Consider the following 19,335-nt stretch of genomic DNA (forward strand, 5'->3'; position numbering starts at 1 on the left):
AGGTATTGGGGGGAAGTAGATTGTTTAATTGGTTAGATGGCAGTGACAGTTGTCTTGATTTAGTGCTGGATCGTCTTGACCAAGCGGTACATGTAATAAATTGTGAAGGAATAACGGTTTATTATAATCAGACAGCGGCTGAAGTGGAAGGGTTGCAGGTAGTTGATGTTGTTGGAAAACATTTTCTCCAGGTATATCCTTCATTAACCCTTGAAACGAGCAGTTTGATGAAGGTTTTAACTACTGGAAAGCCAGTATTGAATCAGCAACAAACGATAGTGAGCAGGAAAGGGAGAATTATCACAATTCATTACTCTACTTTCCCGCTTTATCGAGATGGGATATTAGTTGGTGCCTGTGATATGTCGCGAGATATAACAAAAATAAAAGAATTGTCAGATCGGGTGATGGATTTGCAGGCTGAACTTTTAGATACCAAATCCAGTGGCTGTAAGAACTCTAAAAAAACGGAAGCTAGTTTTTCAAAGTACACTTTTAACGATATTATTGGCAGTCACGATTTGATAGTTAAACTCAAAGTACTAGGTCAGCGGGTGGCATCAACATCTTCTCCTGTTTTGGTGATTGGTGAAACAGGAGCAGGCAAAGAATTAGTAGTGCAATCCATTCATAATGCTTCATCACGTAAAGAAAGACCTTTTGTGGCGCAAAACTGTGCGGCCTTTCCAGCGACATTATTAGAAAGTATTTTATTTGGCACTGTTAAGGGAAGTTTTACCGGAGCAGAAGACCGGCCAGGGTTATTCGAACTTGCTGATGGAGGAACCTTGTTTTTGGATGAAATCAATTCCATGCCAATGGAACTGCAAAGTAAATTGCTCAGAGTGTTGCAAGATGGGACTTTTCGTCGTCTAGGTGATAATAAGTTGCGAGAAGTAGATACCAGGGTTATTGCCTGTACCAATGTAGATCCACAAGAAGCAGTACGAAAAAAGGAACTGCGTGTTGATTTATATTATCGGCTGAATGTTGTTGCTTTGAAAGTACCTTCTCTCCGAGAACGAAAAAGTGATATTTCTTCCTTGGTGGAACATTTTATCACTATGTATAATGCCAAAATGGGTCGCTCGGTGAAAAAAATCAGTGAGGAAGTGAATCAGGCCTTCTTACATTATTCGTGGCCAGGTAATGTTCGGGAATTGCAGCATGCAATTGAGCATGCCATGAATATCGTCTCGGGTCTGGTCATTGAAATGGAACATGTTCCTGAACATCTACTTAAATATGATGAGGAACCAGATAATGAAAAAGGTTGGAGTCACTTGGGCGGAAAAGGTCTACCCGAAGTACTTCAAAATGTTGAAAAAAGCGCCCTCATACAAGCGTTAGAAAGAAGTGAGGGAAATATATCAAGAGCAGCGCTGTCTTTAGGTATTCCTCGTCAAACCATACAATATAAGTTAAAAATATATGGATTAGTTGAAAAAGACAAAAAAGCAACTCTTTAACAAGGGGGGATTATATTGAAAAAACTTAACTTGGATCAGGGCACCATTGGGCGTGGACGGGAGTTAGCTAAGCTAATTGTGGATAAGGTGCAAGAACACATTGATGCTCATAGTACAGTTGCGGTTGAGCGATCTGTTTTAAGATTGCTGGGTATAGATGGAATAGACCAAGCAGGGGTGCCTGTAGTTAATAGGGTGGTCGAAGACCTATATGCAGCAGGAGTATTAGGAAAAGGGGCTATGTATTGGCTCGTCAATGCTATGCTTAACACCCAATTATCTCCACAACAAGTTGCGGAGTATGTTGTAAATGGAGAGATTAATTTAGTGGAATTACCTATAAAATCAGATCAGGAAATAGAGAAATTAGCCAATCAACTTGCTATCTCAGCATTACATAAAATTCAAGATCGCCGTGAGGAAAGAGAAAGGCTGATTGCTGATTTAGGCAAGGGGCCAGAGCCTATGCTTTATGTAATTGTAGCGACCGGAAATGTTTATGAGGATGCCATTCAAGCTCAGGCTGCAGCTAGGCAAGGGGCAGACATCATTGCTGTAATTCGTACTACAGGACAAAGTTTATTGGATTATGTTCCTTATGGACCTACTACTACTGGGTTTGGCGGTACGTATGCTACTCAGGCTAATTTTAAAATCCTGCGGGAAGCGCTGGATGAAGTGGGGCAAGAAGTAAACCGGTATATTTATCTGACAAATTATTGTTCGGGGTTATGTATGCCTGAGATTGCGGTGATGGGGGCCCTGGAGCGTCTGGATGTTATGCTCAATGACTCAATGTACGGTATTATTTTCAGGGATATAAATATGAAGCGTACCTTTGTTGACCAATTCTTTTCTCGTTTAATTAATGGCTATGCTGGTATTATCATCAATACTGGTGAAGATAATTACTTAACAACGGCTGATGCCATGGAAAGTGGTCATACTGTGCTGGCTTCTGAATTGATCAATGAACAGTTTGCCTTCCGGTGTGGTATGGTTTCAGAGCAACTTGGTCTTGGGCATGCTTTTGAAATTGATCCCAAAACACCCAATGGTTTTCTCTATGAATTAGCTCAGGCTCAACTGGTCAGGGAGGTTTTTCCACATAGTCCGATCAAGTATATGCCACCAACTAAATTTATGACAGGAAATATTTTTAAGGGTCATGTACAGGATACCCTCTTTAATGTGTGCTCGATTATGACAGGACAGAGTTTACATCTCTTAGGCATACTGACAGAGGCAATTCACACACCTCTTATTCAAGACAGGTTTTTGAGCATAGAGTCAGCCCGCTATGTTTTTGATAATATGCGGGGACTTGCCGATGAAATTTGCTTTAAGAAAGATGGAGTTATCCAGCAACGGGCAAGTGAAGTATTAGAAAAGGCTGTTGTATTGTTGGAAGAAATCGCTGAAATGGGACTAATGCAAGCTATAGCTGCAGGATATTTTGCTGATATAACGCGTACTCCAGAAGGCGGGAAAGGCTTAAATGGAGTCATTGTACGTGAAAATGGCTATCTTAATCCCTTTATTCCTTTAATGCTCAAAGGAGGAAGAAGGAATGGTTGATTTACAGAATGTCAAACCTTATGGAGATACCTTGGATGATGGTATGGTGCAGCTATCGTTTACATTGCCTGTATCTTTATCGAGTGCATCTAAAGAAGCTGCGAGGCAATTGGTTGCCAGTATGGGGTTAGATGAGCCGGCAGTTGCCCATGCCGAGGCAATAAGTAATGAATTTAGTTTTTTTATTGTCTATGCAAAATGTAAGCATGGGATAGATATTGCAGGGATTGTTGTGCCAGAAGTTGATTTAGAGGTGTTGTCTAAAAAAGAAATCGATGACTTCATTAGTACACATCTAGGACGGAAACTCAATATAGTAGGAGCCTGTATTGAAAGCGATGCTCATACTGTCGGTATTGATGCCATCATGAACATAAAAGGATTTAATGGACATAAAGGTCTAGAAAGTTATCATGAAATCAATGCTGTGAATATGGGGGCGCAGGTTACTTGTGAGGACGTAATTCGCAAGGCCTATGAGATCAAGGCCGATGCCATTTTAATATCTCAAGTGGTAACTCAGAAAAATATTCATATTACCAATCTCACAAAACTGGTAGATATGCTTGAGGCAGAAGGATTGCGGGATAAAGTAACGTTAGTTGTAGGTGGGCCGCGAATTAGTCATGAACTGGCGAAAGAATTGGGATATGATGCTGGCTTTAGTTCGAATACTTATGCAGAACACGTGGCTTCTTTTCTTGTGCAGGAAGTAAAGGGGAAAAATTAGCGGGATATAGTAGAGGGACTGGTAAAAAAAATTCAGATGCTAGGCTGAACTGCTTACGGCAAAGGTGAAGCGAGCGACTGGAGAAAAAAAGAGGGAAGAATATGGAAGAAGCATTAATACGTATACGAATGAGTGAACATGATGCTCATTATGCCGGAGGATTAGTCAATGGATCGCGAATGTTGGATTTATTTGGTGATGTGGCAACAGAATTGTTAATCCGTAGTGATGGTGATGAAGGTCTGTTTGTTGCATATGATAATGTGGAATTTAAAGAACCTGTTTATGCTGGTGATTTTATCGAGGCCAGGGGGAAAATTGTAAAGATAGGTAATACATCACGACGGATGGAATTTACCGCTATGAAAGTTATTGCATTAGATCAAATTGCCCCACATGATTCTTCGGCATCTGTACTTATTGAACCAGTGCTTGTTTGCACGGCTAGCGGGACATGTGTCGTTCCTAAAGAAAAGCAAAGAGGTGGAGAATTTGGATAAGCTCATCATTACGGTTGCACTAGTCGGGGCTGAAACCTCCCGAAAAGACAATCCTAATTTACCACTTACGCCTAGGGAAATTGCTGATGAGGCAATACATTGTGCTGAAAAAGGAGCTTCTATTATTCATCTTCATGTTAGAGATAAAGAGGGAAATGCCACTCAGTCTAAATCCATTTTTAAAGAAACAATGGATTTGATCAAAAAGGATAGTAATGTAATTATTCAAACATCCACTGGCGGAGCGTCATGGATGACAGCGGAGGAACGTTTACAACCGGTAGAACTAAGACCAGAGATGGCAACATTAACTACAGGTACAGTTAATTTTGGTGAAGAAATATTTTCAAATTCCATGTCAAACATTGAAACATTTGCCCAAGCAATGGTAGAGCAGGGGGTTAAGCCGGAAATTGAGGTATTTGAGGTTGGTATGGTTAATAATGCTTTGCAGCTAGTAAAAAAAGGAATTTTGCAGCTGCCCCTTCATTTTGACTTTGTGATGGGAGTTCCTGGAGGTATAACGGGAGAACCTAGGAATTTACTGCATCTGGTTGAGTCTTTACCACCTGGATGCACTTGGACGGTGGCTGGAATCGGGCGCAGTGAATTGCCGCTAGCGACAATGGGTATTGTAATGGGCGGACATGTTCGTGTCGGCTTTGAGGATAATGTGTATTATACAAAAGGAGTATTAGCTGACAGTAACGCCCAATTAGTAGAACGAGTTGTACGGATCGCAGGAGAGTTGGGACGGGAAATTGCTACGCCTGATCAAGCTAGGGAAATTTTGGGGTTGCATGGGAGAAGTAGAGCGGTTTAGTCAATAGATAAAGAAGTAGATTTCCTAAAAAATCCGGCAGTAGATACTGCCGGATTTTTTGCATCTGCTGAATTTTAGGCGATTAATAAAAAGCTATAAATAGAGTAAGTTAGCCATTTTGTTTTGACACAGTGCCCAAAAATAGTCAAGAGTAGAGGCTGATACTCTGTGGGGGTACCATAAGTATGTCATTGACGTGGACTCTACTGTTGGCATGTTTATTGCAATTCATTTATAGTGAAAGGTATTGGTGCCCTAGAAATCTTCGTTGTTACAGTAATTTAATTTATTGAAAATTTAAAATTGTTTTAAATTTACTGAAGCGTTCTTAAGCTGAATATAAAAAGGAGTGAATCGAATGAACGCCGACCTAGAGAAGGGGAAAAACTTAAGTATAAGGGAGACTGGTATTGGGGATAAAGAGGAGCTAAAGCGAAGTTTAAGAGCCCGTCACATGAATATGATAGCACTTGGAGGTGCTATCGGTACTGGTTTGTTTTTGGCTAGCGGTGCATCAGTTAGTACTGCCGGTCCGGGCGGAGCACTAGTGGCTTATGGAGTTATTGGAATTATGGTTTACTTTCTAATGACGAGTTTAGGAGAAATGGCAACCTATTTACCTGTTCCAGGATCTTTCGGAACATATGCGGCCAGGTTTGTCGATCCCGCCTTAGGATTTGCAATAGGTTGGAACTATTGGTTAAACTGGGCTACTTGTATAGCGGCAGAATTAGTGGCAGGAGCTATCATTATGAAGTTTTGGTTCCCTGATATCCCAGGATATTACTGGAGTGGGCTATTTTTAGTCATTTTATTTACACTTAATTTTTTGTCAACACGAGCTTATGGTGAGAGTGAATATTGGTTTGCTGGTGCTAAGGTTGTAACTGCAATGATATTTTTATTGGTAGGTATTTTGATGATTTTAGGGATAGGGAGTCCCTCGCCTGGATTTGCTAATTGGCACATTGAGGAGGCACCTTTCGTCGGCGGATTAGGCTCTATACTGGCGATTTTCATGATTGCTGGCTTTTCTTTCCAAGGAACTGAGCTAGTTGGTATTGCGGCTGGTGAAAGTCAGAATCCTGAAAAAGATGTGCCAAAAGCAATTAATACGGTGTTCTGGCGTATTCTCCTATTTTATATTGGTGCTTTAATAATTATTGGTTTTGTACTACCTTATACTGACGAAAATTTATTGAAAAGTGATGTGGAGAATGTTGCCGTTAGTCCCTTTACTCTTGTATTTAGCCGTGCTGGTTTTAGCGCAGCGGCTTCCCTGATGAATGCAATCATTCTCACGTCAGTACTATCTTGTGCTAATTCAGGACTGTATGCTTCAACTCGTATGCTTTATGCGATGGCAAAAGAAGGAAAAGCACCGAAGATATTTGGTAAGGTTAATAAACGTGGTGTCCCAGTTAATTCTCTATATATTACGTCTGCTATTGGATTTCTTGCCTTTCTGTCCTCACTAGTTGGTGAAGGCACTGCTTATACCTGGTTACTTAACATTACTGGTATGATCGGATTTATAGCTTGGTTGGGTATTGCCATTAGCCACTACCGTTTTCGGAAGGCATTTATCAAACAAGGGTTTGATTTAAATGAACTCAAGTATAAAGCAAAATGGTTCCCCTTTGGACCTATATTCGCTATGGTACTTTGCTTTTTTGTAATTATTGGGCAGAACTATAACGCATTTTTAGGCGGGGAAGTGGATTGGTATGGCATAGTCGTTTCCTATGTGGGTATTCCAATCTTCTTGGCAACTTATATTGGATATAAGCTTTCGAAGAAGAGCAAGTTAATTGCTTTGGAAGAAGTAGACTTAAGTAAGAATGCTATCTGATTGCAAGTTCCACCCCAAAATGGGGATAACAGATTGTAAAAATCAAGTGAATTCCGAAGGGAGTACATAAAATGCGTGATTATCGTGATATCCCCTTGTGGGCGAATGTTAAAGAAGAAGAGTGGCAAGACTGGCGGTGGCAGGTAGCTAACCGTATAACTTCAATGACGGTATTGAAGCAGGTTGTTTCATTAGCTCGTGAGGAAGAAGACGGAATAGTCAATTGTTTACAAAGTTTAAGAATGGCGATTACTCCTTATTATGCAACATTAATTGATGCTGATAACTTGAATTGCCCAGTTCGCAAGCAAGCTGTTCCGACAACGGCTGAATTAGAGTTTGGCCAATTTGATATGGCTGATCCTCTGCATGAAGATAAGGACTCGCCTGTTCCTGGACTAACTCATAGATATCCTGATCGGGTACTGTTTTTAGTTACTGACCAATGTTCAATGTATTGCCGTCATTGTACTAGAAGGCGTATTGCGGGAGTCTGTGACCAAGCGCGTTCAAAAGAACAAATTAATCGTTGTATCCAGTATATACGTGAAACAACCGTAGTTAGGGATGTAGTTTTGTCTGGCGGTGATGCCTTTTTAATAAGCGATGAGTTGATTGAGTATATTTTACAAGAATTACGGCAAATAAAGCATGTAGAAATTATCCGTTTTGGTACTCGTACGCCGGTGGTTTTGCCGCAAAGGATTACTCCTGCCCTGTGTGCTATTCTGAAACGCTATCATCCGATTTATGTAAATGTTCATTTTAACCATCCCAAAGAAATTACGACAGCTGCTAAAGAGGCTTGTGCTCGTTTGGCTGATGCTGGAGTGCCGCTTGGCAATCAAGCTGTCCTCTTAAAAGGCGTCAATGATTGTCCGGAATTAATAAAGAAATTGATGCAGCAATTACTAATGATAAGAGTAAAGCCTTACTATATTTATCAATGTGATATGTCACAAGGCATACAACACTTTAGGACTCCAATTAGTTCAGGGATTCAAGCGATTGAGTATTTAAGAGGGCATACTTCAGGTTTAGCAGTTCCCACTTATGTGGTTGATGCACCAGGCGGTGGCGGTAAAATTCCTGTTATGCCTCAATATATGGTTTCCCAAAATTCCAGTAAAACCGTTTTGCGGAACTATGAGGGCATCTTCACAACCTATACTGAACCAAAGCACTGTGTAGATCCAGAAGCGCCGTGCGAAGTATGCGGTGGTTACCATCATGATACAACGGTGGGATTGGCTGGATTACTTAGTGGTGATCATTGTTCCTTGACATCGACGCAATCCGTGCTTAGAAACACAGAAAAATTAGGAAACGAGGAGCCTGCTTTACTTATAGCAAAATAGCTTAGTGATGATTGGGGTTTTAGGAGGTGGAAGGTGGATTATGGCAAGATTTTGTACTGCTGAAGAGGCGGTAAAGGATATTTGCGAGGGAATGTCGATCATGATTGGTGGTTTTTTAGGTGTTGGTACACCTGATAGCTTGGTGCAGGCTCTGGTAAATCAAGGTACTAAAAACATAACCATCATTACGAATGATAGTGCTTTTCCTGGCGTAGGTGTTGGTAAGCTTCAAGACAGCAAACAAATTAATGTATTATATACATCTTATATCGGCGGACATCCTGATAGTGGCAAATGTATGGAGAATGGGGATATGAAGATTGTTTTAACCCCTCAGGGAACTCTTGCTGAACAAATTCGAGCAGGCGGTGCTGGCTTGGGGGGGATATTAACTCCTACCGGTGTTGGAACAGTCGTAGAAAACGGAAAACAAAAAATAGTTGTAGCAGAGAAAACGTATTTGCTAGAAGAACCATTGAAAGCTGATATAGCTTTGATAAAAGCATATAAAGCCGATACGAGCGGTAATCTAGTCTATCGTTTTTCAGCCAGAAATTTTAATCCCTTGATGGCTATGGCTGCCAAGACAGTTATTGTCGAAGTGGAGGAAATAGTGCCAGTAGGCTCGATTGAACCTGATTATGTGGCAACGCCGGGAATATTTGTCGATTTGTTGGTCAAGGGGGGGGAATAGTATGCCACAAATGGATAAGCGAACTCGCATTGCAATACGGGTAGCCAAAGAATTGCATGATGGTGATGTGGTAAACTTGGGGATTGGTATGCCCACTCTAGTGGCAAATTATCTACCCAGTGGAGTTTCTATTATCTTGCATTCGGAAAATGGATTCTTAGGAATTGGACCAGAACCGCAAAAAGGCTCGGAAGATAAAGATTTAGTAAATGCTGGAGGAAAGCCAGTGACGATACAAGAGAATGGATGCTGTTTTGACAGTGCTATGTCATTTGCCATAATTCGAGGAGGGCATGTTGATACTACGGTGTTAGGCGCATTGGAAGTAGATGAACAAGGGAATCTAGCTAACTGGATGGTTCCGGGAAAAAGAATTTCGGGTATGGGCGGAGCCATGGACTTAGTTGTGGGCGCAAAAAAAATCATTATTGCCATGGAACATATAAATAAAGATGGCTCTCCTAAAATAGTAAAGAAGTGTTCTTTGCCGCTTACAGCTCAAGCTGAGGTTGATCTAATTGTTACAGATATGGCGGTTATCGCAGTTCGTCCAGATGGACTACATCTCATTGAAATAGCCGAAGATACCACATTAGAAGAAGTAGTTGCTGCTACTGGTGGGCAATTATTCTATTCAAACGGAAACATTGGGACGTTTTGATTTTAGTTGGTCAAACGTACAAATAGTGCCAACAGATCCAACTGTTGGCACTACTTATCAAAATTGTTTCGGAATGAGGAAAGTGAGGGAATATGCAGGAAGGCGTGAGATTATGAAAGACGTGGTTATTGTTAGTGCAGTGCGCACTGCCATAGGTAGTTTTAACGGCTCCTTAGCTTCTTTTTCTGCTATTCATTTAGGTGGTATTGTCATTAAAGAAGTTGTGGAACGTGCTGGAGTAGCAAAAGAAAATATTGATGAAGTGATTTTTGGTAATGTTCTGCAGGCTGGGTTGGGGCAAAACCCTGCCCGACAAGCAGCTATAATAGGCGGCATTCCAGTTGAAGTACCATCTTATACTGTGAATAAAGTGTGTGGTTCAGGACTAAAAGCAGTTAATTTGGCGACCCAGGCCATTATGGCTGGTGATGCTGATATTGTTGTCGCTGGCGGTATGGAGAGTATGACCAATGCGCCATATCTTTTGGATAGCAAGGCACGATGGGGCTATCGCATGGGGCATTCCAAGTTAACTGATGTTATGATTCAAGACGGTTTGTGGTGTAACTTTAACGACTATCACATGGGTATTACCGCTGAAAATATTGTAACCAAATACGGTCTTGCTCGTGAAGAGCTAGACCAATTAGCATTTGAATCTCAAAATAAAGCCGCTAAAGCGATTGAGAGCGGCGCATTTAAGCAGGAAATTGTTCCTGTTACTATAAAAGGCAAAAAAGGCGACACTATTTTTGATACAGATGAATATCCAAAAGGAACAACCTATCAAAGCTTATGTGATTTGCGTCCTGCTTTTAAAAAAGATGGTACCGTTACAGCTGGTAATGCCTCCGGTATTAATGACGGTGCAGCTGCATTAGTCGTGATGTCTGCTGATAAAGCACAACAAATGGATATTAAGCCACTGGCTCGTATTCGTTCTATTGGTTCAGGCGGTGTTGATCCAAGTATTATGGGAATGGGACCAGTTCCAGCAACTCGTAAGGCATTGAATAAAGTTGGTCTGACTGTGAATGATCTTGACCTTATTGAGGCTAATGAGGCTTTTGCTGCTCAGTTCCTTGCTGTAGGTAAAGAGCTTGGTTTTATGAAAGAAAAAGTTAATGTTAATGGTGGTGCCATTGCTCTAGGCCATCCAATTGGTGCAAGCGGAGCGCGTATATTGGTTACATTACTTCATGCTATGGAATATAGAGGTGCCAAAGTGGGTCTGGCGACTTTGTGTATTGGTGGCGGTCAAGGCATAGCGACTGTTATTGAGCGTATATAGTTGTTTTTTTTAGAAAAAGATCGGAGGAGTGCGATTGTGCAATTTCAATATAGTGAAGATCAAAGGATAATTCAAAAAATGGCGCGTGAATTTGCAGAGAAAGAAGTGGTCATTGGTATAGGTGAGCGGGATGAAAACGAAGAGTTTTCTCGGGAATTATTTGATACACTGGGGAAAATAGGGTTCGCTGGTATTTGTTTTCCCGAGAAATATGGTGGCGCTGATGGTGACTTTTTAAGCTATATTTTAGCGGTTGAAGAACTATCTAAAGTGGATGATGGTCTTGGTATTACTTTGTCTGCTACGGTATCATTATGTGCCTGGCCAATTTATGCTTATGGAACGGAAGATCAAAAACAGAAATATTTGCCGCCATTACTTGAAGGAACTGCGCTTGGAGCATTTGGTTTGACTGAGCCTAATGCCGGTACTGATGCTGCTTCACAGCAGACGGTGGCTATATTAGATGGAGAGCATTACATTATAAATGGCAGTAAGATTTTTATTACTAATGCTGGTGAAGCTGAGACTTATGTTATTTTTGCTATGACTGACAAAGCAAAAGGTGCAAAGGGTATTTCCGCATTTATCCTGGAAAAGGGTATGCCTGGTTTTACTTTTGGTAAAAAGGAACATAAGATGGGTATTCGTACTTCCATTACTATGGAACTAGTATTCCAGGATTTACGTATACCACGAGAAAATCTGCTAGGCAGAGAAGGCGATGGCTTCAAAATTGCAATGAGTACTCTTGATGGCGGTCGTATTGGTGTTGCCGCTCAAGCTCTTGGGATTGCCCAAGCCGCTCTGGATCATGCCACTAAATATGCCAAGGAGCGGGTGCAATTTGGTAAACCGCTTGCCAGCAATCAGGCTATTGCATTTATGCTAGCTGATATGGCGACCAAAGTTGAGGCTGCCCGTCTTCTAGTATATCGAGCTGCCTATCTTAAAGGTAAAGGCTTATCTTATGCCAAAGAAGCAGCCATGGCAAAAATGTATGCTTCTGATGCAGCCATGTCTGTTACTACTGATGCCGTGCAAATTTTTGGCGGCTATGGCTATAGCCGAGAATATCCAGTTGAGCGTCTGATGCGTAACGCAAAGATTACACAAATTTATGAAGGTACCAACCAAGTACAACGTATGGTTATTTCCAGTGCTATATTACGGTAAAAAACATATGGAATTGATTTGAGTAATGGAGGTTTTGAGGTAATGGAAATAGTAGTTTGCGTCAAGCAAGTGCCTGACACGACTGAAGTAAAGATTGATCCCCAGACGAATACTTTGATTCGCCAGGGTATTCCCAGTATTGTCAATCCTTTCGATAAAAATGCCGTAGAAGCTGCGTTGCAAATTAAAGAAAAGTATGGCGGACGGGTTACGGTCATTTCCATGGGACCACCCCAGGCTAAAGAGGCTTTAAAAGAATGTTTGGCCATGGGGGTTGACGAAGCCATTCTGATGAGTGATCGTGCCTTTGGTGGCTCTGATACGTTAGCTACCAGTCATACGCTAGCTGCTGGCATCAAAAAAATGGGCAAAGTGGATCTCATCATCTGTGGCAAACAAGCTATCGATGGCGATACTGCTCAAGTTGGTCCGGAAATTGCCGAACATCTTAATATTCCACAAGTAACCTATGTAGCAAAAATTGATGCACTGACTGATGCTATCCGTGTGGAGCGGGAGCATGAAGAAGGTTATGAAATTATTGAATCTTCTTTGCCTGCACTAGTGACCGTAATTAAGTCCAGCAATCATCAGCCGCGTTACGCTACCGTTAAGGGCGCGCTGAAAGCTAACCGCAAAGAAATTCCTGTATGGACAGTACATGATGTTCAGGTTGGAGCTGAACGTATCGGGCTTAAAGGATCGCCAACCCAAGTGCGCCGTATTTTTACTCCAAGTCAACGGATGCAAGGAGAAATCATTAAGGCAGATACAGCTAGAGAAGCGGCTTTTAAGTTAGTAGCCAAACTATCAGAGGCAAAGATTGTTTAGGGGGTAGAAAAAGGTGGCAATAAAAGTAATTGAAGAATGTATCGGCTGCGGTGCTTGTATTGGCGTTTGTCCTTTTAATACTATTATTATGCAAGATGGCAAAGCGGTAATTGCGGAAGGGTGTACCGTATGCTCTGCATGTCTAGATACTTGTCCGATAGGGGCGATTATCCTGGAAGATGAAGAAAAAACAATTGAAATAGATAAAAATGAGTATAAAGGTGTCTGGGTATTTATTGAGCAAATCAGCGGACAGGTACGTAGCGTTGGGCAGGAACTTTTAGGCGAAGGTCGCAAGTTGGCTGAAACAATGGGGCAGGAACTTTCAGGTGTAATCATTGGTGATAATGTAAAAAAACTAGCTAAAGAAGTTTTTTCCAGTGGTGCCGACAAAGTATACTTAGTAGAAGGTGCTGAATACAAGCACTATACCACTGACGCTTATACTATTGCCTTTTCCGATCTAATAAAAACCTACCGACCTGCTGTTATTCTCATAGGTGCGACCAATGACGGGCGTGATTTGGGACCGCGGGTAGCCTGCAGGGTAGGCACAGGTTTGACGGCTGACTGTACTAGTTTAGGTATTGATGAAGCTACCGGACTTGTTGCTTGGACGCGTCCGGCCTTTGGCGGTAATATCATGGCTACTATTCTCTGTCCTGATCATCGTCCACAAATGGGCACTGTTCGCCCGAAAGTATTCAAGTGTCTGGAGCAGGATTTTACTCGTACCGGTGAAATTGTGCAAGTGGCAAGCAAAGTCAAATCGTCAGACATTCGCACAAAACTAATCGACGTCATCAAAGTATGTACCGCCTCATGCAAACTAGAAGAAGCTGAAATTATCGTGTCTGGTGGTCGTGGTATGTGTAAACCAGAAAACTTTGTGTTGATTGAAGAATTGGCAAGTGTTTTAGGTGGCGCGGTGGGGGCATCGCGGGCGGCGGTAGACGCTGGTTGGAAGCCTCATATACATCAAGTAGGGCAGACTGGTAAAACAGTAGGACCGAAAATATACTTTGCCTGCGGCATATCAGGAGCTATCCAGCACTTGGCAGGCATGTCCTCTTCGGACATTATCATTGCTATTAACAAAGATGCCGATGCTCCAATCTTCAAAGTGGCGAATTATGGTATCGTTGGTGATGCAATAGAAATTATTCCGTTTTTGATAGAAGAGTTCAGTAAAAATAAGTGTGAGCATATTTGTTAGATAACTCATTTAATGTAACGATATAGAGCATTAATCTGGAAGAAGGTATTTTTTATTTTTATAAAAGTAAGTTAAAATATCTAGACAAAATTCATTCTTGTGCTATAATAATACTATAACTGAAAAATAATGGGTCAACGAAGACTCCTATCACTGAATAAGTGGAGGGGTCTGTTTTTTTTTAGGAATTGTGTTACCATTATTGGAAAAACTAAAGTGTAAACGTTTTAATGAGAAAAGAAATTGCTATCCGTTTAATGCCAAATGATGAAAAGATGAGAGGGGTTTTTTTGATGAGCAAGTTAGGTCAACTTTTTGGATCAAATGTATTTAATGATGCCGTTATGAAAGAGAGTCTTCCTAAAGCTACATATAAAGCTTTAAAAAAGACAATTGAAGGGGGTCTTCCTTTAGATCCAGCAGTAGCAGATGTAGTAGCTACCGCTATGAAAGATTGGGCTCTTGAAAAAGGCGCAACCCATTTTACTCATTGGTTCCAACCTATGACAGGTATCACTGCGGAAAAACATGATGCCTTTATATCACCAACTGATGATGGTAAAGCTATTATGGAGTTCTCAGGCAAAGAATTAATTAAGGGAGAACCGGATGCTTCTTCATTCCCTTCTGGTGGTCTTAGAGCTACTTTTGAAGCTAGAGGATATACTGCATGGGATTGTACATCACCAGCATTTGTAAAAGACGGTTCATTATGTATACCAACGGCTTTTTGTTCTTATACTGGAGAGGCCTTGGACAAGAAGATTCCGTTATTATCTTCAATGGAAGCGTTATCGAAACAAGCATTACGTGTATTAAAAGCGCTTGGAAATACAACATCTAAGAAAGTTATAACAACTGTTGGACCAGAACAAGAATACTTTATTGTTGATAAAAAAATATATGATCAAAGAAAAGACTTAAAATTTACAGGAAGAACACTTTTTGGTGCTAAACCTCCTAAGGGCCAAGAATTAGATGATCATTATTTTGGTTCAATTAAAGAAAGAATTTCTAATTACATGAAGGAATTAGATGAAGAACTTTGGAAACTTGGGATTTCGGCAAAGAGCAAACATAACGAAGTGGCTCCTGCGCAACATGAGTTAGCTCCAATATATACTACGACAAATATAGCAACAGATCACAACCAACTTACTATGGATACAATGAAGAAAGTTGCCTTAAGACAAGGTCTTGTTTGTTTGTTGCATGAAAAACCATTCGCTGGAATTAATGGTTCCGGTAAGCATAATAACTGGTCTATGGGAACAGATGATGGAATGAATTTACTAGAACCAGGTAAGACTCCTCATGATAATAGACAGTTTCTTGTATTCTTATGTTCTGTTATAAAAGCCGTTGATGTTTACTCAGATTTATTGAGAGTATCGGCTGCAAATCCAGGGAATGATCATAGATTAGGTGCTAATGAAGCTCCTCCAGCTATTATCTCAATATTCTTAGGAGAGCAATTACAAGATATTCTAGAACAAATTGAGAACGGTGGAGCTACAAGCTCTAAATCTGGCGGTAACATGGAGATTGGTGTTACTACGTTGCCTGTATTGCCAAAAGATGCAACTGACAGAAACAGAACTTCCCCATTTGCATTTACCGGTAATAAATTCGAATTTAGAATGTGCCCATCTTCAGCATCCATTGCTGAGCCAAACATAACTTTAAATACGATTGTAGCTGAAATACTGGACGAAGTTGCTAGTAGATTGGAAAAGGCTAAGGATGTAAATGCCGAAGTCAAAGCAATTCTTGCTGAATATGTTAGCAAGCACAAAAGAGTGGTATTTAACGGCAATGGCTACTCAGATGAATGGGTTGTTGAAGCTGAAAAGAGAGGGCTTCCAAACTTAAAAACTACAGTTGAATCGATTAAAGCTCTTATTTCTGAAAAGAACATAGCCGTAATGGAAAAACATGGTGTATTGAGTAGATTAGAAATGGAATCTCGTTATGAAATAGCTCTTGAGAATTATATCAAAACAATTAATATTGAAGCATTGACAATGATAGAAATGGCTAAGAGAGAAATAATGCCTGCTGTTATCAAATCTGCTACAGGTCTTGCTGCTTCAATCAATACAATCAAAGCTACAGGTGTAGCGGTTGACTTAACCGCTCAAACTGAATTGTTAACAGAAGTTTCTTCCTTAAATGGGGCATTAAAGAAAGCGATTACTGTTCTTGAAGAAACTGTAGAAAAAGCCTCAAATGCACATGGGGACATATATGAACAAGCTTCATTATATCGTTTTGATGTATTTGAAAAAATGGCAACACTACGTGAAGTTGTTGATACACTTGAAACTCTAGTGGATAAAGATGTATGGCCAATGCCAACGTATGGTGAACTATTATTCAACATATAATCGATTAATTAAATATCCTGGCTGTACAAGCCAGGATTTTAATTTTTGTATACAAGCGCTTACTTGTTGACGTCAGTCAATATGGGGAGTACAATTGTAGTTAAAATATGTAAGAGGTGATGCAAATGATAAATGAATTACTCTATGTGATTCCAGCTGGGAAATATGGTAAAAATGAATTGGTTGAGTTATTGCAAGAACATTCGGAGATTAAGTTTGTTTCATTAGTGGGTATTGACCTTGCTGGTAATGACACTGATGAGAAAATTCCAATGGGAATATTCCTTAAAGATATGGATGATTTTTTTAGAGGAAGCGCAGTACAAACGGATGGTTCTTCTGTAGTACTTACAGGTATTGCTACTTTGAATAATGCAAAAGTAGATATGCCAGCCGATGCTAATGTAAATTGGTTTGTTGATTATAATTATGATAATATTGATGAAGTAACTGGCAAACCTACTGGTACACTTCGTATTCCAGCATTTCTTGTGCATGATGGATTGCGTGTTGATTCCCGTGCGGTATTAGCTGATAGTCTCGCTTACATAAAATCTGAACTGAAAAGTTTATTCAAAAAATATCCTAAAGTTGCTGGCCTTGAACATATCAATGGGGAAGACATTGAAGATATTGTTTTTACATCAGGAACGGAACTTGAGTTTTGGGTTAAGACACCAGTTGATAAAGCTGAAGTTGCTGAATTGTCAGCATCCCAGACTTTGCAAGAACAATATTGGCAACGTACTCGTGGTTCTGTGCGTACTGCATTAGAACAAACGGTTGTGATGCTAGATAATTATGGTTTGAAAACTGAAATGGGCCATAAAGAAGTTGGTGGGATTAAAGCCACTATTGATGAAGCTGGTAATTTGACTCATGTTTGCGAACAGTTAGAAATTGACTGGCGTTTTGCCGATGCTATGCAAGCAGCCGATAATGAATTACAAGCTCGTATTGTTGTAAGAGAAGTTTTTAGAGCCAATGGTCTTGAAGTAACTTTTAAGGCAAAACCAATCATTGGTGTAGCAGGTAATGGTGAGCATACTCATGTAGGTTTCGCAGCTAAAATGAAATCAGGCAAATTAGTAAACTTGTTTGCTCCTACTGACATGAAAGCTGATTTTATGAGTGCTGTTGGTTACGGTTCCCTCATGGGTTTACTTAAAAACTATGAAGCCATCAACCCATTTATTTCTTCAACAAATGATGCGTTGAATCGTTTGAAACCAGGTTTTGAGGCGCCGGTTTGTATCGTAACTTCTCTTGGACATACGCCAGAAATTCCTTCCCGTAACCGTACAATCCTTGCAGGCTTGGTACGTGACGTAAACAATCCATTAGCTACCCGTTTTGAGGTTCGTGCAGCGAATCCTTATACAAATACGTATGTTGCGTTATCTGCTATATACTTAAGCATGCTTGACGGGGTTAAAGCGATTGTGGAGTCCGGTAAAAATACTAAAGAAATTTTGGCTGAGTTATCTAAAGAAGCAGGCGTTCCTGGATTCTATTTAGAAAAAGACCGTGCTTATCGCAGTGAACACGATGTGTTCGAAGATTATGCAGAAGAAGAACGTAATAAATTATTCAGTAAACCTCCTGCTACCGTTTGGGAAAACATGGAAAATATTAAAAAGTATCCTGAAAAAACCCAAGTAATTAAAACAGGTAATATTTTGCGTCAAGAAATTATTGATGCTTTCGTTGCAGGGGCATTAATCCGTTGGTCAACAGAATTGGTTAAGAGAATTATTCCTGAGAACCTTGCTATTGTTAAGGCTACAAAACCTTTGCATGATGCAGAAACTGCAGTTGATTACGACTTATACCTTTGGGAAAAAGTTAACGCCTTACGTGTAGATTTGGCTAAAGATACTGTAGCTCATAAGGGTATTTTTACTCGCATTGCTAATGCCATTGCAGCAGGCGATTATGACACTGCTTCTGCTCTTCAAGTTGAAATGTATGGCAAAGTAGAAGAGTTGAAAGCTGTATACGCTCAATACAAATCTAACATTATTTAATAATGTAATTACAAAAGCCCCTTATCTACGGATAAGGGGCTTTGTGCTGTTTTTTTACATGAAAATAGCGACCAACTATATGTGGCCGCTATTTTTAAAGCTTATATGTACTGCTTTACAACAGCCATTACTTTATCGTAATCAGGCTGATCGCCAATATTAGCAACATACTCTACGTGACGTACAATGTCATTTTTATCAATGACTACTGTACCGCGGGATAACAGACGTAATTCTTCAATGACAAATCCATATTTAAGACCAAAATCTAGATCCTTGTGATCAGAGATCGTTTTTATGGTGGCGATATCTTTTGCAGCACAATATTTTTTCAAGGCAAAAGGTAAGTCAACACTGATGGATAAAACGGTTAAACCATCAATTTTAGCAGCCTCTTCATTAAACCAGCGAGTTTGAATATCACAAACAGATGTATCTATGGAAGGCACAACGCTAATTACGCGAACCTTACCCTTTGTATCACTAAGTGAAAGAGGAGATAGATCTGGAGATAATGCAGTGAACTCAGGAGCCTTATCACCGATCTTTACTTCCGTACCAATTAGTGTCACTGGATTGCCACCGAATTTTACAACATCACTACGTTTACTCATTAGGGAACGCCTCCTTGTTTAAATATGATCATATATATATGGTAACATGTGTCAGAGAGAATGTAAATAATAATTATTATTAAATAGTTTGAAATTTTATTTTAAAGAATGAGAGAAGAAGTCAGTAT

General features: G+C 40.2%; 16 protein-coding genes. 15 read left to right on the forward strand and 1 reads right to left on the reverse strand.

Going from position 1 to position 19,335, the window contains the following annotated elements; all coding sequences use genetic code 11:
- Positions 1-20 precede the first annotated feature (20 nt).
- The 15 genes from QSJ81_RS15885 (at position 21) to QSJ81_RS15955 (ending at position 18,593) form a co-directional block, all read left to right on the forward strand.
- Positions 21-1,469, forward strand: coding sequence for a sigma-54 interaction domain-containing protein (locus QSJ81_RS15885; RefSeq protein ID WP_285718335.1), 1,449 nt, complete (start codon positions 21-23; stop codon positions 1,467-1,469).
- Between the two features lie 15 nt (positions 1,470-1,484).
- Positions 1,485-3,047, forward strand: a complete 1,563-nt coding sequence (gene kamD / locus QSJ81_RS15890; RefSeq protein WP_285718336.1) for a lysine 5,6-aminomutase subunit alpha — start codon at positions 1,485-1,487, stop codon at positions 3,045-3,047.
- Positions 3,040-3,777 (forward strand): lysine 5,6-aminomutase subunit beta, encoded by a 738-nt coding sequence (gene kamE / locus QSJ81_RS15895; RefSeq protein WP_285718337.1) that lies wholly within the window; start codon positions 3,040-3,042, stop codon positions 3,775-3,777. Before kamD ends, kamE begins: the two co-directional genes overlap by 8 nt.
- A gap of 101 nt (positions 3,778-3,878) precedes the next feature.
- Complete coding sequence (gene kal / locus QSJ81_RS15900) at positions 3,879-4,277, forward strand: 3-aminobutyryl-CoA ammonia lyase (protein ID WP_285718338.1); 399 nt, start codon at positions 3,879-3,881, stop codon at positions 4,275-4,277.
- Positions 4,270-5,100 carry a 3-keto-5-aminohexanoate cleavage enzyme gene (kce, locus tag QSJ81_RS15905; protein WP_285718339.1) on the forward strand — a complete coding sequence of 277 codons (831 nt, stop codon included), beginning with the start codon at positions 4,270-4,272 and terminating at the stop codon, positions 5,098-5,100. Before kal ends, kce begins: the two co-directional genes overlap by 8 nt.
- A gap of 358 nt (positions 5,101-5,458) precedes the next feature.
- Positions 5,459-6,952: an amino acid permease gene (locus QSJ81_RS15910; protein WP_285718340.1), complete on the forward strand. Its 1,494-nt coding sequence runs from the start codon at positions 5,459-5,461 to the stop codon at positions 6,950-6,952.
- A 71-nt stretch (positions 6,953-7,023) separates the two neighbouring features.
- On the forward strand, positions 7,024-8,310 hold the full coding sequence (gene kamA / locus QSJ81_RS15915) for a lysine 2,3-aminomutase (protein WP_285718341.1): 1,287 nt from the start codon (positions 7,024-7,026) through the stop codon (positions 8,308-8,310).
- A gap of 40 nt (positions 8,311-8,350) precedes the next feature.
- Entirely contained in the window at positions 8,351-9,004 is a 654-nt protein-coding gene (locus tag QSJ81_RS15920) for a CoA transferase subunit A (protein WP_285718342.1), read from the forward strand.
- Between the two features lies 1 nt (position 9,005).
- Positions 9,006-9,665, forward strand: a complete 660-nt coding sequence (locus QSJ81_RS15925) for a 3-oxoacid CoA-transferase subunit B (RefSeq protein WP_285718343.1) — start codon at positions 9,006-9,008, stop codon at positions 9,663-9,665.
- Between the two features lie 112 nt (positions 9,666-9,777).
- Entirely contained in the window at positions 9,778-10,956 is a 1,179-nt protein-coding gene (locus QSJ81_RS15930; RefSeq protein WP_285718556.1) for an acetyl-CoA C-acetyltransferase, read from the forward strand.
- A gap of 36 nt (positions 10,957-10,992) precedes the next feature.
- On the forward strand, positions 10,993-12,132 hold the full coding sequence (locus QSJ81_RS15935; RefSeq protein ID WP_285718344.1) for an acyl-CoA dehydrogenase: 1,140 nt from the start codon (positions 10,993-10,995) through the stop codon (positions 12,130-12,132).
- 42 nt (positions 12,133-12,174) lie between these two features.
- On the forward strand, positions 12,175-12,963 hold the full coding sequence (locus QSJ81_RS15940; RefSeq protein ID WP_285718345.1) for an electron transfer flavoprotein subunit beta/FixA family protein: 789 nt from the start codon (positions 12,175-12,177) through the stop codon (positions 12,961-12,963).
- A gap of 13 nt (positions 12,964-12,976) precedes the next feature.
- Positions 12,977-14,179 carry an FAD-binding protein gene (locus QSJ81_RS15945; protein ID WP_285718346.1) on the forward strand — a complete coding sequence of 401 codons (1,203 nt, stop codon included), beginning with the start codon at positions 12,977-12,979 and terminating at the stop codon, positions 14,177-14,179.
- A gap of 230 nt (positions 14,180-14,409) precedes the next feature.
- Entirely contained in the window at positions 14,410-16,566 is a 2,157-nt protein-coding gene (locus tag QSJ81_RS15950) for a glutamine synthetase III family protein (protein WP_285718347.1), read from the forward strand.
- Between the two features lie 125 nt (positions 16,567-16,691).
- On the forward strand, positions 16,692-18,593 hold the full coding sequence (locus tag QSJ81_RS15955) for a type I glutamate--ammonia ligase (protein ID WP_285718348.1): 1,902 nt from the start codon (positions 16,692-16,694) through the stop codon (positions 18,591-18,593).
- A gap of 101 nt (positions 18,594-18,694) precedes the next feature.
- Here QSJ81_RS15955 and tpx read toward each other — a convergent pair whose 3' ends face one another.
- The gene (gene tpx, locus QSJ81_RS15960) at positions 18,695-19,207 is read right to left on the reverse strand and encodes a thiol peroxidase (protein ID WP_285718349.1); all 513 of its coding nucleotides are present in this window, start codon (positions 19,205-19,207) and stop codon (positions 18,695-18,697) included.
- Positions 19,208-19,335 lie beyond the last annotated feature (128 nt).

The sequence above is a fragment of the Pelosinus sp. IPA-1 genome, from assembly GCF_030269905.1.
Taxonomy (GTDB): Bacteria; Bacillota; Negativicutes; order DSM-13327; family DSM-13327; genus Pelosinus.